At 65.4% G+C, this 13190-nt stretch carries 11 protein-coding genes; 8 read left to right on the top strand and 3 right to left on the bottom strand.

Translation table 11 applies throughout. The features are described from left to right. The first annotated feature begins 18 nt into the window (after window positions 1-18). From CWS39_RS16865 to CWS39_RS16830, 8 genes are all read left to right on the top strand, one after another. Window positions 19-276 (top strand): HPr family phosphocarrier protein, encoded by a 258-nt coding sequence (locus tag CWS39_RS16865; RefSeq protein ID WP_102144079.1) that lies wholly within the window; start codon window positions 19-21, stop codon window positions 274-276. Window positions 277-519: 243 nt separating this feature from the next. Then, window positions 520-1833: a type VII secretion-associated serine protease mycosin gene (mycP, locus tag CWS39_RS16860; RefSeq protein WP_199178159.1), complete on the top strand. Its 1314-nt coding sequence runs from the start codon at window positions 520-522 to the stop codon at window positions 1831-1833. Beyond that, window positions 1830-3227, top strand: a complete 1398-nt coding sequence (eccE, locus tag CWS39_RS16855; RefSeq protein ID WP_102144077.1) for a type VII secretion protein EccE — start codon at window positions 1830-1832, stop codon at window positions 3225-3227. The genes mycP and eccE overlap by 4 nt, the downstream gene beginning before the upstream one ends. 13 nt (window positions 3228-3240) lie before the next feature. Beyond that, window positions 3241-4788, top strand: coding sequence for a PPE domain-containing protein (locus CWS39_RS30050; RefSeq protein WP_102144076.1), 1548 nt, complete (start codon window positions 3241-3243; stop codon window positions 4786-4788). After that, window positions 4785-5126: a YbaB/EbfC family nucleoid-associated protein gene (locus CWS39_RS16845; RefSeq protein WP_199178156.1), complete on the top strand. Its 342-nt coding sequence runs from the start codon at window positions 4785-4787 to the stop codon at window positions 5124-5126. Before CWS39_RS30050 ends, CWS39_RS16845 begins: the two co-directional genes overlap by 4 nt. Before the next feature lie 70 nt (window positions 5127-5196). Next, a complete protein-coding gene (locus tag CWS39_RS16840) occupies window positions 5197-6498 on the top strand; it encodes a TPR repeat domain-containing protein (protein WP_102144075.1) in 1302 nt (433 codons plus the stop codon). A 115-nt stretch (window positions 6499-6613) separates the two neighbouring features. Continuing rightward, window positions 6614-7453 (top strand): hypothetical protein, encoded by an 840-nt coding sequence (locus tag CWS39_RS16835; RefSeq protein ID WP_102144074.1) that lies wholly within the window; start codon window positions 6614-6616, stop codon window positions 7451-7453. 21 nt (window positions 7454-7474) lie between these two features. Next, window positions 7475-8302: a hypothetical protein gene (locus tag CWS39_RS16830; RefSeq protein ID WP_233213544.1), complete on the top strand. Its 828-nt coding sequence runs from the start codon at window positions 7475-7477 to the stop codon at window positions 8300-8302. 402 nt (window positions 8303-8704) lie between these two features. Here the strand turns inward: CWS39_RS16830 and CWS39_RS16825 are convergent, their stop codons facing one another. The 3 genes from CWS39_RS16825 to CWS39_RS16815 form a co-directional block, all read right to left on the bottom strand. Next, window positions 8705-9532 (bottom strand): secretion protein EccK, encoded by an 828-nt coding sequence (locus tag CWS39_RS16825; protein ID WP_102144072.1) that lies wholly within the window; start codon window positions 9530-9532, stop codon window positions 8705-8707. Between the two features lie 1490 nt (window positions 9533-11022). After that, window positions 11023-11982, bottom strand: coding sequence for a hypothetical protein (locus CWS39_RS16820; protein WP_233213543.1), 960 nt, complete (start codon window positions 11980-11982; stop codon window positions 11023-11025). A gap of 220 nt (window positions 11983-12202) precedes the next feature. Next, window positions 12203-12961 (bottom strand): hypothetical protein, encoded by a 759-nt coding sequence (locus CWS39_RS16815; protein WP_142386862.1) that lies wholly within the window; start codon window positions 12959-12961, stop codon window positions 12203-12205. Window positions 12962-13190: the final 229 nt, after the last annotated feature.

Raw genomic sequence — 13190 nt, 5'->3', positions numbered from 1 at the left:
CCCACCAAGGAGAAACACATGCCCGCCAAGACCGTCATCGTCGGCTCCGCCATCGGCCTGCACGCCCGGCCCGCCGCGATCATCGCCGAAGCCGTCGTCAACGCCGGTGTCCCGGTCACCTTGTCCATGGACGGCGGTGAACCGGTGGACGCCGGCTCGGCGCTGATGATCATGACGCTGGGCGCCGGCAACGGCGCTGAAGTCACCGTTTCCTCCGACGACGAAGCGGTGCTGAACACCGTCGCGGAGCTCGTGCAGCAGGATCTCGACGCGTAGAACACGCTGACCTGCGCCGACGGCTCCGGCGGCGGTCGGCGGGGGGAGAAACCGGAGCCCGCCCCTTCGGCATGCCCTTAAGATTGCTCCCGTGCAATTTGCCAGTCGGCTTGACGTGAGAGAACGCGCCGCCCGCGGGGCGGCTTTTGGTTTGCTATCGGCGCCCCAGCACACTACTCGCTGGGTGTGGTTCGAAGGGGGAACGCCGGCGTGACGCGCTTCGTCGTGCTTCTGGCAGTGCTCATGCTGGCGTTGTTGAGCGCCCCTCCCGCGGTCGCCATCGAGCCGCCCACCATCGATCCGGGGGCCGTGCCACCCGATGAAACGGGTCCCGACGGGCCGACGGAGCAGCGCCGCGTGTGTTCGGCGCCGACGTCGTTCCCGAACTCGAACTTCGCGGACAAACCGTGGGCGAACGACTATCTGCGGATCGCCGAGGCGCAGAAGTTCGCAACGGGCGCGGGAGTAACTGTCGCGGTGATCGACACCGGGGTGAACGGTTCGCCGCGGGTGCCGGCGGAGCCGGGCGGCGATTTCGTCGACCAGGCGGGCAATGGTCTGTCCGACTGCGATTCGCACGGAACGCTGACCGCGTCGATCATCGCGGGCCGGCCCGCGCCAACCGACGGCTTCATCGGGGTGGCGCCGGATGCGCGGATCTTGTCGCTGCGCCAGACCTCGGAGGCGTTTCAACCGGTGGGCGCACGCCAGGATCCCAACGACCCCAACACCACTCAGACGGCGGGTTCGCTGCGCAGCCTGGCGCGGGCGGTGGTGCACGCGGCGAATATGGGCGCGCAGGTGATCAACATCAGCGAGGCCGCCTGCTACAAGGTGACCCGGCCGATCAACGAGGCCAGTTTGGGAGCGGCCGTCAACTACGCGACCAATGTCAAAGGTGCGGTGATCATCGTCGCCGCCGGCAACACCGGACAGGACTGTACGCAGAATCCGCCGCCGGACCCGTCGATCCCGGCCGATCCACGCGGCTGGAAGCAGGTGCAGACGATCGTCAGCCCGGCCTGGTACTCGCCGCTGGTGCTGACGGTCGGCGGCATCGGGCAGAACGGGCAGCCGAGCAACTTTTCGATGTCCGGTCCGTGGCTGGGCGCGGCGGCGCCGGCGGAGAACCTGATGGCGCTGGGGTACGGCGGCGAACCGATCAACGCGTTGCAGGGTCAGGACGGCCCGATCCCGATCAGCGGCACTTCGTTTGCGGCAGCATATGTTTCGGGTCTCGCCGCTTTGTTGAAGCAGCGCTTCCCCAACCTCACGCCAGCGCAGATCATCAACCGGATCACCGCGACCGCACGCCATCCCGGCGGCGGCGTCGACAACTATGTGGGCGCTGGAGTGATCGACCCGGTGGCGGCGCTGACATGGGATGTGCCCGAGGGGCCGAAGACCGTGCCCTACAAGGTCAAACAGCTTCCGCCGCCGCCGTATGTGCCGCCGCCTGACCGCGGACCCATCACGTGGGTGGTGCTGGCAGGTACAGGCCTGGCGCTGGCGCTCGGCGTCGGCGCGCTGGCTCGACGCGCATTGAGGCGCCGATGAAGAACTTCTTCCGTCAGTTCGGCCTGCGATTCACCACGGGGCACGGCATTTGGGCCGCGGTGCTGATTCCCGCGTGCATTGCGCTGTTCCTGCATTTCGACCAGATCTGGGTGGGCGTTGCCCTCTCGGTATTGATCGCGATCGCGTCGGTGCTGACGATTCGCGGGCGGCGGATCACCGGCTGGATCGCCGCGCTGTTCTCGTGGCGGCGACGCCACCGCAGCGCGCCGCCGCCGCCGTCGGAGCCCGCGGTCGGCGCCACGGTGATGCCGGGCGACCACGTGGCCGTGCGATGGCAGGGCGATCATCTAGTGTCGGTGATCGAGCTAGTGCCACGGCCTTTCACGCCGACGGTGATCGTCGGCGGTAAGGCCTACACCGACGACGTTGTCGACACCCGCCTCGTCGAAAAGCTGGTGGAGGCGCATTGCCCCGACCTCGAGGTCGACGTGGTGTCGGCCGGGTATCGGGTCGGCAAGACGGCGCCCGCGAGCCTGGTAGCGCTGTACGAACAGGTGGTGGGGCCATATCCGGCGCCGGCGAGCCGTCGGACATGGATTGTGCTGCGGGCGTCGCCGGAGCACACCCAGAAATCGGCGCAGCGCCGGGCGGCGGGGGTTGCGGGGCTGGCGCGCTACCTGGTGGCGTCGACGACGCGGATCGCGGATCAGCTGGCCAGCAACGGGATTGACGCTAGGTGCGGGCGCAGTTTCGACGCGTTCGACCATGCGACGGAGATCAGCTTTGAACGCGAGACATGGTCGGCGATCAAGGGCCGCAGCACCTTCACGGCCGCGTACAGCGCGCCGGGCGGCCCGGATGTGTGGTGGTCGGCGCGGGCGGATCACACCATCGTGCGAATGCGGTTGCGTCCGGGCGCGCCGCCGACGACGACAGTGTTGCTGACGACGTTGGCGAATCCCACCACGCCGCGTGGCTTTTCGTGTCTGTTCGGCGGTCAGCGGGCGGCGCTGCAGGGCTTGAGCCCGGTGACCGACCGACATTACGAGCTGCCGATCGGCTCTGCGGGCGTGCTGGTGGGCGAGACCGCGGACCGTTACCCGGTGTACATGCCGTTCGACGACGTCGACGTGAGCATCAATCTCGGTGACGCACGGCTGTTTACGCAGTTTGTGGTGCGGTCGGCGGCGGCGGGTGCGACCGTCACGTTATTGCCGCAGTTCCGTGAGTTCGCGGGATTCGTCAACGGGCGGATCGGGCAGGTGGCCAAGGTGTCATGGCCGAATTCGACGACGTACCTGGGCCCGCACCCGGGTATCGGGCGAGTGGTGTTGCGGCACAACTTCATCGACACGCCACGCCACCGTCAGCTGCCGATCAGGCTGATCAACCCGCGCGAGGAAAGCCGCTACCAGATGGCGCTGGAACAGTAACGGGAGCAGGCCCATGAACGTCAAAGTCGATCCCGCGACTCTGCGGGCGAAAGCCGACACCCTCACTGCAGACTGGCCCACCGTGCCCCCGCCGCCGGTTCCGCCGTGCATGCTGGTTATCGCCGCCCAAGGGGCAGAGTTGTTGCGCGCCTCCCAGGAGCAGCTGGCGGCCGCGGTCGCATCGGGAAAGGCTGAAGCCGCTCGGTTGGCCGAGTGCCTGAGAACCGCGGCCACCGTCTACGAGCAGGTGGATGAGCTCAAACGGCAATCGGTTGCGGCGACCATGGGCGGAGACGGACAAGCGCCGCCAGCCGCTGATTCGGTGACGCCCAATCCCACACTGCCGCCTTCGGTTCCGATGCCCATCGGCAGGTGTCCAGAGCTGCCCGCGACAGACCTTGGCGTCGACTGGGTCGCGGCGGCGCGGCAGTTCGCCGCGGGAGACCAGGGCGCGTCGTTGCATGAATTCGCGCATGGCCTTTACGTGACGTCCGATCAGCTGACCGAGCGTGCCAAGGACTTTTCGCTCGGCGACACGCACTGGGAGGGCGGTGCCGCCGAGGCCGCCGAGGGTTCGCTGCGCAGACATGAATCGTGGCTGTACGACGTCGCCGAGAAATGCCGGACGTTGGCCGGGTACGCGCAACATTTCGCGCAAGTCCATCAAATGGAGAAGGCGGCGCATCCCGACGAGGCGGATATCGCGGCGTTCGAAAGTCTGCCGCCGGCCGAGCAGTTGGGCGCGTATGCGGCGCTGCAGCAGCAGTCTGACGTCGTCCGTGCGCAGTACGCGAGCGCGATCAGCTATCCGTCCGTCACCCCGGAGGAGCCGCCGGCCGGTGCCTACCCGTCGGTGCCGATCAAGATGGATGACGTGCCGCCGTTGATGCGGCCGGAGAACGAGAAGGGCGGCGCGCCTGGCTCAGGTGGGCCCTCGGGTGGTCAGGGTGCCGGTGGTGCACCGGCGGGTGGCGCACCGACCGAACAACCGGCGGTGTCGCCGATGAGCGCGGAACCTGCTGCGGCGCAGTCGGGTTCGCCGGCAGGCGGCGGTTCGCCGTCCGGCGGGGGTGCGCCGTCGGGTGGCGGCGCCCCGTCAGGAGGCGGCATGCCCGGCGGAATGCCCGGTGGGCTGCCCGGGGGCAAACCGGACATCCCCAAGCTGACGGATCCTCGTCTCGAACCCGCGGCTTCCGGCGGCGGTGGTGCCGGCGGTGGCGGTGCAGGCTCCGGAGGCGGCGGGGGTGGCGGCGGTGTGCCACCGTCGCCGTTGCAGCCGGCGGTGGGCGCTGAGACGGTAGCGCCGTCACCGACTAATGGGCCCCGCGGCGGAGCGGGTATCGCGCCGGCGGCCGCCGCGGCGGGCGGAGCCATGGGCGGCATGGGCATGGGTGGTATGCCGATGGGTCATGGCGGTGGTCAGAATCAGGGCAAGGAGAAGCGCCGCGACCCCAACCTGGCCCCCGATGAGGACCTGTACACCGAGGAGCGGCCGTGGACCGAGGGCATCATCGGGCAACGTCGTCGGCGGGAAACGCCTGAGAACAAGGACTCCAAGTGACCGAGGATATGCATCCTCAGGTGGCGGCGGTGTTGCGCAATGCGCAGCGGCTGCAGTCGATCATGGATGATCAGCTGCACAAGATGAACAGCGAAACCTTCACGGGCACCGACGAATCGAAGACCGTCGAGGTCACGCTCAACGGGCATCACCACCTGACGGGGGTTTTCATCGAAGACGGGCTGCTACGGCTGGGAGCTCAGACCGTCGAGCAACGCCTCAACGAGGCGCTGCAAAACGCGATGGAGGAAGCAACGACGTCGATCGAGGCCGACCGTGAGCGCATCGACGAGATGGTCTCCGAAATCACCGCCGAGTGGGGAGATTCGGCCACGTAAGGGGATTGGCGCGTGTGGACGATTGGATCTAGTGGCACGGAGGTAGCTGGGGGCCTGGGATACTGAGCAAGTGAGTGTGCTCGGGGCGTTCTACACGACGTGGGACAACGCACGCCAGACCTATGGCCAAGGCACGCCCGAAACGGGTGAGAAGTTCGACAACAGCAGCAAGCTGCGGCAACTGGAGTCGGGGCTGGAAGCCGCCGCGCCGGGATCGCGATGGAGTGGCTCAGCCGCGACGAACTACGACGCGGCCAACACCGAGCACCGTCGGGTCATCGGCGAGCTCGCCACGCTGGACCAGAAACTGAAGACGCAGGTCGATCAGTCCGCGGAGGTGGTTTCCGCGGGCCGTCGTGATCTGGAGAACCTGCGCAAATGGGTGGCGGACATGGAGGCGAGCATTCCGCCGGGTAAGTCCGGTGAGCAGATGCGGATGGCGCTCGCGCAGAAGGGGCTGGCGCAGCTGCAGGAGATCGTCCAACGATCCAACGGCGAATCGAACGCGATCGCGGCTGAAATACGTAAGCTCCAGGGCGAATTCGAGGCGCTGGGCAGCGGTCAGAAGTTTGCCAAGGAAGGCAAAGAAGGCGACGCACAGAACGCGGTCGGCGAGGAGCAAACCGACGAAAAGGATCCGCGGAAGAGGGCCGAACAGGACGTTCAGGATGCGCTGGCTGGCGACCAACAAGCCGCAGCGCGCGTCGAGGAAGTCATCGGCTCAATCAAACCCGGTCAAGAGTTGTCGCCCGAACAAGCCTCATACCTGAGCCAGATGCAGGCCCAACAAAACGGGATGACGGTCGAGCAATTGAAGTCGGCTGAACAACGACTTGGTGGGCACAAAGACATCATTGGCGACTCGTGGCAGCTCATGAGTAACCCGAATGTGCAGTTCCCGAAGGCCGAAACGAAAGTCGGCTCTCTCGATGATCCCAACCAGATCGTGAAGGGCAGCGTCGACCAGCTTCCGCAGAGTGTCCAGCAGGCGATCAAGTCCGACGGCGTCCTTTACGCCGAGCAAATGCGAGATATCGCCGGGATCGTGCGCGACGGAGACCCAGCACTACAAACCGGCACCGAGCTCGACCGCGAAATGCTGAGCAAGGCCGACAGAATGATGGACGCACCGATCTGGGAGAAGGACCCGGCAAGCAACGGCGAGAACGTCGGGCGCGATCCGTTCCTTGATCCTGTGGTCTCCGAGATCTTTACCTCGGCGGGGCGTGATCATCAGGTCGTTCACGACCACCTGCTCGGCAAGGACGGTGACGACTTCCTGCACGACATTAATCAGCACGCGTGGGCAGACAAGGGCGTGGCGGCAGGGTCTCTCATCGGCTGGACGGAGAACGCGCAGGGGGGGGCCTGAGAGCGTCATCGCCGCAGAAACTGCCGAGAAGTACGCGACTTATATCGGTACACACGAGGATCAACTCCTGAACCTGCCGGGCGAAAAGACTCTCGGCGAGGTAAACCCGGAACTCGTGAAGGCCTATGCTCACGGCTTGGGGGATTACATACCGGACATCGCTGACCTGTCTACGGCCGATCAGACGGATCCCTTTGACGCGCCGGATCTCGGCGACAAAGACATGAACATCGCCAAGGGCATCTTCTCGGTGATCAGCACCGACCAAGAGGCCTCAGATTGGTTCAACGGCAAGGCAACTGCAGCGGCGTTGGCCGCCCAAAGCGAGTACGCGGACGCGGTCAAGAACGGCGTTCCCAATATCGAGCAGTACAACGACAGGCTGCTTGACGCAGCGACGTTGAAGGGATTGGTCGAATGCGGGACGGTCAACGCCGCATACGCCACGGATCTCAACGGCCACGACCAAGCCGTACAGGCGTATGAGAGACAGAAGTCTGCATACGAATTCGGCGTTAAAGCAGCTACCACCGGTATTGGCTTCATCCCCGGGGGCGGTGACCTGGCAAGCAAGGGTATCGATCTTCTGGCGCCGTCGATGCAAGAAACGTTCATCGGCAAGCCACCGGACCCGGCCGCGGCGGCGCCGATCGTGTCCAATATGGGCTACGGCGAAGCCGCACAAGTGACGCTCAACCCATTGATTGCCGCCGGAGTCCCGATCACTGGGGTGCCCGAAGAATACCTGGTTCCTGTGAATCCGGAGGACCCGACGAAGGGTATGAGAATCGGGACCCCTGAGGAAATCAAGCAATTCAACGGCATTTCGGTGCCTCAGAGCACCTGGGAATCCAAGCTGAACAATGCGGTTACTTATACCGTCGGGGAGGACGTCAACCCGGTCGGTCACGTCGCACAGCACTACGAAGACCTCGTCAAGAAACCGGACCCTTAACCGATGGTTATACCGCTGCGCATGACGCGCCTGCTCGCCGCTACAGGCGCACTACTGATCACCGCTGGTTGCACACCAAATGCGCCGGAACCTGCTCCCCCTCCCCCGCCGCAACCCGTCGAGCGTTGGGGTGGCTTGCTCAGCAATCTGCGAATGGTGTGGAGCGCGGAGCCCGGCATTGACCTGTTCGGTGGACCCGCAGTGCCGGTTCGCGCCTACTGGGAATCCGTCGAGTTAGCGCAGTCGATGGGAGATATTGACTTTGCCTATCCCGGATTTACTCGCGCGGTGCTGCCGGACGATCCGCAAAGTGATGATCCCAGCGAATGGGGTCGCTGGCCGAATACCGAAATTCCCCTAAAGCAACCACTTGTCGGCACGCTTTACACCCACATACTGTCCCTCACGGCCTCAGGCCGAAATGTCACCGCTGTGGTATGCAGGTACGACTACACGACGGCCCAAGAGCAGGGCGACGGCAGGTTCGCTGTTACCGGCCAATGGGGGAAACTTCGTGATGTCAACGCCGGGATCAATGCCAACTTTGTGAAAATGACGGCACCTGAGGACAATACGCCGCACGCTCTACCTCCGCAGAAGGGGCCAGCGCCCGCACCATCCGGCGATGTCTTCGGTGACTGGAGGATCACTGGCGCGCTGAACTCATTCTCATTCTTCGAAGGCGAACGCAGCGAGAAGTGGCCGTCGTACGAGGCTGATCTTGCCGCATGCGTCGACAAGGCGCCCGATCCTCCAGAGCGGCGCAAGTTCCTGATCGCGGGACAGCATCCGCGTTCCGATTTCCCAACGAAGCCCGCATACCCGGGCTGGCCAGCGGTCGCCAGATGACTTAGGGAACGATCTCGTAACAGCGCCTTCGGCTAGTGGCGTCGCGCTCACACCTTCGCTGCACGTGCAGTCCGGCGGGCCGTGCGAGCCGCAGGCTGTGACCTGCTGATCTGCGCACTATTTTCGGGCCGTAGTCTGCGCTGGTGGCGTACGTCCGCACCGTGAAGACGTCGTCTGGGGCCATTCGCGGTGCAGATCGTTGGTCCTCCGACACAGTGAGGCGAGTGTCGCGAAATTCCGCACGACTCTACCGTTCGTCGCACGAAACCTGCTTAAGATGAACGGTTTTCAACTGGACACACGGATTCGTGCGCCAGTCGGCAGTGCCGATATCGGGCCGATCCGCGCCGACTGTGCGCAATGGTTTGAGCCAGTTGGGGCTGATCTCGGGGTGCCGCTGGGTTACGAGGACGCGGGAACAGTCAGTGCGTCTGAGTTGAGGACGCTGAGGTGCTGCCAGTAGGCCCAATCGGCGATCGCAACTCGCTGGGTGGTGGCGTCGGTCGCTGTATGGGCCTGGTGCAGAAGCAACTCTTCTTTGTGGCTCGCATAGGTGACGAACGCCTCCAGGTGCGCGGTCTCACGGCCGGTGCCTGACCGCATCAGCGGTTTGAGCATGTCGAACCACAGTTGCTCTGACCTGTCTTCGGGCGGGTTGTCATCGACGGGCCGTGTCGGTAGCAGTTCTATCAACGAGGCGTCGGCCGTCGAGGTCAACTGAGCGGCTGGCCCGGGGGCGATGACTTCGAGCCGACTGCGCCCCTGCATCGTGCCGTTGGCCGGGATGTCGGCCTCGTCGAGATAGACCTTTCGAGCGCCGGGGTCCAACCCTTTCAACTGCTCTTCAGTCCCAATGACCGCCTGCAAGCGGGTGTTCTTGTGCTGGGCCCATCCTTGCAATGCCAAGTACGGATACGCCACCCATTTCGCTCGCTCGGACGGGGCAATCGAGTCGTCGGCACTCACCATCCTGGCCTGCTCCGGCAGATTCACCCCTTCGGGGATGTAGCCGAGGCCGTAGGTGTTGGCCACGAGAATGGTTCCGTCGACGGTGACGCCGGTGGCCCACAGGAAGCCCCACGCCATATGCGGAATCGATTGGGGCGCATTGAGTGCCGCCGCGATCTGACGCGCCAGGCGCAACGGGTCGAAGCCATCTGTCTTGCGCCGGAGTGCGCCGGCCGTGGCTGCGGCTGCGATCGCGTCGCGTTCCGCACGACGCGCCGACACGGGTACGGGTGCCGGAGGACCGACCGCGCCAGCGCCAGAAGCGGCGGCTGGCGGGGCGACACCGGGACCGACCGGTCCCGCAGGGGGCGTGGCTGGCACGGGGGCGGCGGGAGGTGGGGTGGGCGGGGGGCCGAGCGGCATCGGTGTGCCGGTCGAGGCACCCGAACCAGGCATGGGAGCAGCGGGCGCCGGGCCCGCGCCGGCGCCGACAGGCCCGGCTGCGCCGCCGGTTGTGCCGGCAGTAGTGGTGGCCGCGGGAGGGGCTGGCGCGGCCGGAGGCTGGGCAGGTGTTGCGGAGGCGGCGGGCTGAAGGGGTTGAGGCGGTGGTGCCGGCATTTGAGCACCGCTCGCTGCCTTGGCGGCGGCTTCAAGCGGCGACATGGGGCCAGCAGGCGCGGCACCGGCTTTCGCGGCGTCGGCAGCGGAAGCCGCACTGCTCGATGATCCGGCGGTCGGGCTCGACGACGAGCCCGCGGAGGAAGACGACGAACCCGCGCTCGAGGACGACGAGGACGAAGACCCAAGGCCACCAGGCGAACCCGAGATTCCGCTCACCCCGCCGCTACTGCCTCCGGTAGAAGCCGCAGGGGAAGCGGGGGCGCCCGGAGCGGGCATCGCAGGAGGTGGAGCCGCGGGTTCGGGCGCTTCAACAACGGACGGCTTGGGTGCCGGCGGCGGGGCTGGCTCACCTGGAGCGAGACCACCTGGTCCCTTGGAGGAAGCGGGCTCCGTGGCAGGCGGCGGTGGTGGGGGCGCGACGGGCTCGCCCGGGGCTAGGCCGCCTGACCCCTTGAAGAAGAGTGGCTCACCCGCTGGCGGCGGTGGTGGTGGGGGCGCGGCTGTTTCGCCCGGAGCTAGGCCACCTGGCCCCTTGTCACCGGGAACTTCTGGCGGCGGAGTAGCCGGCACTTTTCCATCTGCCCCGGGTGTGCCGATTGGTACACGGAGATTGCTAGCCAACTCTGTTGTGCTAGCCGCAACGTTTTCAACGTTTTCCTTGAATCCCTCGGTGATCGCTTGCGCTATTCGGGCGCTGCGTGTGTCCTCCGCGCCATCCGGGACTGCTTCATTCCTAATCTTTTCGCACAACGCCTGAACGACAGCGGCCACGAAATTCGCCAAGTTCTTCGCCTTAACGACCGAGGCTTCCATTTTTCGCAGCTGACCTGCGGTCATCTGGGCTGCAGTTGCGTTCGCCTCATGCTGGCTGATGATCGCGCTAGCCTCATCCCGCGCTGCCTCGGACCCAGAGCCCTCCCACGCGTCCGACAGATTCATCATCTGGTTACGCGCGGCCGGGATAACTTCGTCGCGAAGGTTGGACGCCAAATCCTCAAATGACTTGGCAGCGGCGGATATGTCGTCTTCATTTACGTTCGGCCAGCCGGCACCTGTGACCGTCTGGCCACCGTACTCACTGTTGTCTGGCTGAATCGCCATCTAACATCCCCGCCGAAGTGCTTTCGCTGCGATTGAATGTGTCACGGCGCCTACTCCTTAGCTGCCAGGCACGCCGCCTGTACGACGCCGGCCGAGTTCAGCGCAGCCGTCGCTAAATAGTTATCCGCTGGTGTGTATGTAGGCAGCGCTTGGGCGTACGCGCGGTGATACTGAGCTGATAGGTCAGCGAAGTCCCGGAGCGTGGGATTGTCGCTACGTCCGCCAAGGGTCTGCAGCTCGCTGGCGAATCTGCGCATCACGGGTACAACTTCGTCGTTGGTCGCTCGTTGCGCTGGAGTCCATTCAGAACCGGGTATGTCCGCCGGAGTTTCACGCCAAGCCGCGGTGTCCTTCTGAAATTGTGTCCATGCCGTATCCCAATCACTACACACGGAGTTTGGTTCCGTGAGGAATTGCTTCGGGTGCGAAGGATCACCTAAGGGCGAGACGCTCGACGGGGCAGGCAGCGCCGGCACTAATGGCCCACGCGCAGGTGCGGACCCGTACGTGATAGCGGAGCACACGTAGGTCACCGCGCTGGCTGCGGCGACCGAGGCGAGCGCGAGGTTGTCATCGGGTGCGGTGTAGGAGGGGATGCTGTCCGCATAGGCGCGCGAATAGGCGATGAGCTGTTCGTAGAGTTCGCGCATCACGCGGTGCGGTGTCAGCTTCGCTATCGGCACCAGTTGGTCAGCGGAACCGCGCATCGACTGCTGCACCGCTTCGTATTGTGCACGCACTTCGGGCGTCCAGGCAGTTGCGGGGATTGAAGGGTCGCGTTGAATCCAACCGTTCCGCTGCGTCGCCGCGCGGGTCTCGAGGATCGGTCGCGCCGGGGCGCACGATGGATCCTCGGTAATAACTGTGACTGGGCCCTTGTCGTCGGCGCTCGCGATCTCTGATGTATTTCCCGATGCCGTTGGCGTGGTCGTCGAACCATTGCCATCGTCATCGCCAGCCACCGAGAGCGTCACTGCCGCGGTCACGCCGATGACCGCCAGCAATGCCACGCCGCCCAATGCCCACTTCCATCCGTTACCGCGCTTCTGCGGTGGTGGCGGTGGCGCACCCCACGGCTGCTGCGGCCACTGCGGCCCTTGCCCCGGATACGGGCCCGGTGCGCCTGGCGGCGGATACTGCGGACCACCCGGCGGCGGTGGCGGCTGCGTCATCGGACCATCTCCATGCCCACAGTCATGCGTGTATCAACACCTCTCCAATAGCCTTGTGTCACAGCGCAATCTCCGGAGAATCAGCCGGACGCGTCTGCGCTGGCGGCGCGACTGCCTTGTCTTGCTGAGGTTCTGCAGGTGCCCGCTCACTGCCGGAGCCGCCCCCTGACGCGCCTTCATCCGACCGCGCTTCGTCGGCAGGTTCGGTCTTGCGTTCCTCGGGCGTCTTGGAGGATTCCTCGGTACGCTCCGCCGCCTCTGCCGCCTTATCCGCGAGATCCGCGTCTGCACCGTCCTTTTCACCGCTGCCGCCGGCCATCTGTGACATCTGGCCGACTTGCTGCATAGCACTCTGGACGCCCTGCATGATGCCCTGAGGAACCGCTGCTGCCATGCCCATCATCTGCATCGGAATCTGTGCGGCCTGCGCCGCCATCTGCATCGGCATGCCCATCATCTGGCCGAGCTGACCCATCTGCCCCGCCGGAGATCCCGCGCCCGCAGGCGAACCCGCGGCACTGGGTGCGGCGGCCGCGTCGGTGGCGGCGCTGGCGGCTTGGAGATTCTGTTGTTCTGAGCCGTCGGTGTTCTGGTACGCGCTGCGCGCAGCCTCCAGGTTGGCTTTGAACGTTTCTTCCCGCGCCCGCGTCTTCGCGACCTTGTCGACGACGTCCACCGGGACCGTGGGCATGAACGCGGCGATCATCACGCTCATCGGATCGCCGCCCGGGGCGACTGCCGGCACCGAGGGCACCGTCACTTGGGCGGGCTCCCAATTGAGTGCTTGCTCTACGACCCTGAGTTCCGGATTACCCATCCTTACAGTCCTTTGTCAGCGCTCACAGGAACACGCGGAGGCGCAGCAAGATTCGCCTGAGCTGCGCGCAGCATTACTTGGCGCGATGCCAGCAAACGCGCGGACGCACGCATCGTCGGCTCAGTTGCCGAGGAATCGCGCACATCCTTAGACACTGGGCAGCCTCCCTCAGGCGTCACCAGCGAAATGTTACCGGAACAGCAACATTGGTCACTGCACGAAGTTTGGG

It is taken from the genome of Mycobacterium hubeiense (genome assembly GCF_002838065.1).
GTDB classification, from domain to species: domain Bacteria; phylum Actinomycetota; class Actinomycetes; order Mycobacteriales; family Mycobacteriaceae; genus Mycobacterium; species Mycobacterium hubeiense.
Note: the sequence above shows the minus strand (reverse complement) of the source record. Positions and strands in the feature narration are given on the sequence as shown.

What these genes read in the sequence shown, in the direction of transcription:
- CWS39_RS30050 (WP_102144076.1), top strand. Translation starts at nt 3,241, where the DNA reads ATGAACGTCAAAGTCGATCCCGCGACTCTGCGGGCGAAAGCCGACACC.
- CWS39_RS16830 (WP_233213544.1), top strand. Translation starts at nt 7,475, where the DNA reads ATGACGCGCCTGCTCGCCGCTACAGGCGCACTACTGATCACCGCTGGT.
- eccE (WP_102144077.1), top strand. Translation starts at nt 1,830, where the DNA reads ATGAAGAACTTCTTCCGTCAGTTCGGCCTGCGATTCACCACGGGGCAC.
- CWS39_RS16815 (WP_142386862.1), bottom strand. Translation starts at nt 12,961, where the DNA reads ATGGGTAATCCGGAACTCAGGGTCGTAGAGCAAGCACTCAATTGGGAG.
- CWS39_RS16865 (WP_102144079.1), top strand. Translation starts at nt 19, where the DNA reads ATGCCCGCCAAGACCGTCATCGTCGGCTCCGCCATCGGCCTGCACGCC.
- mycP (WP_199178159.1), top strand. Translation starts at nt 520, where the DNA reads ATGCTGGCGTTGTTGAGCGCCCCTCCCGCGGTCGCCATCGAGCCGCCC.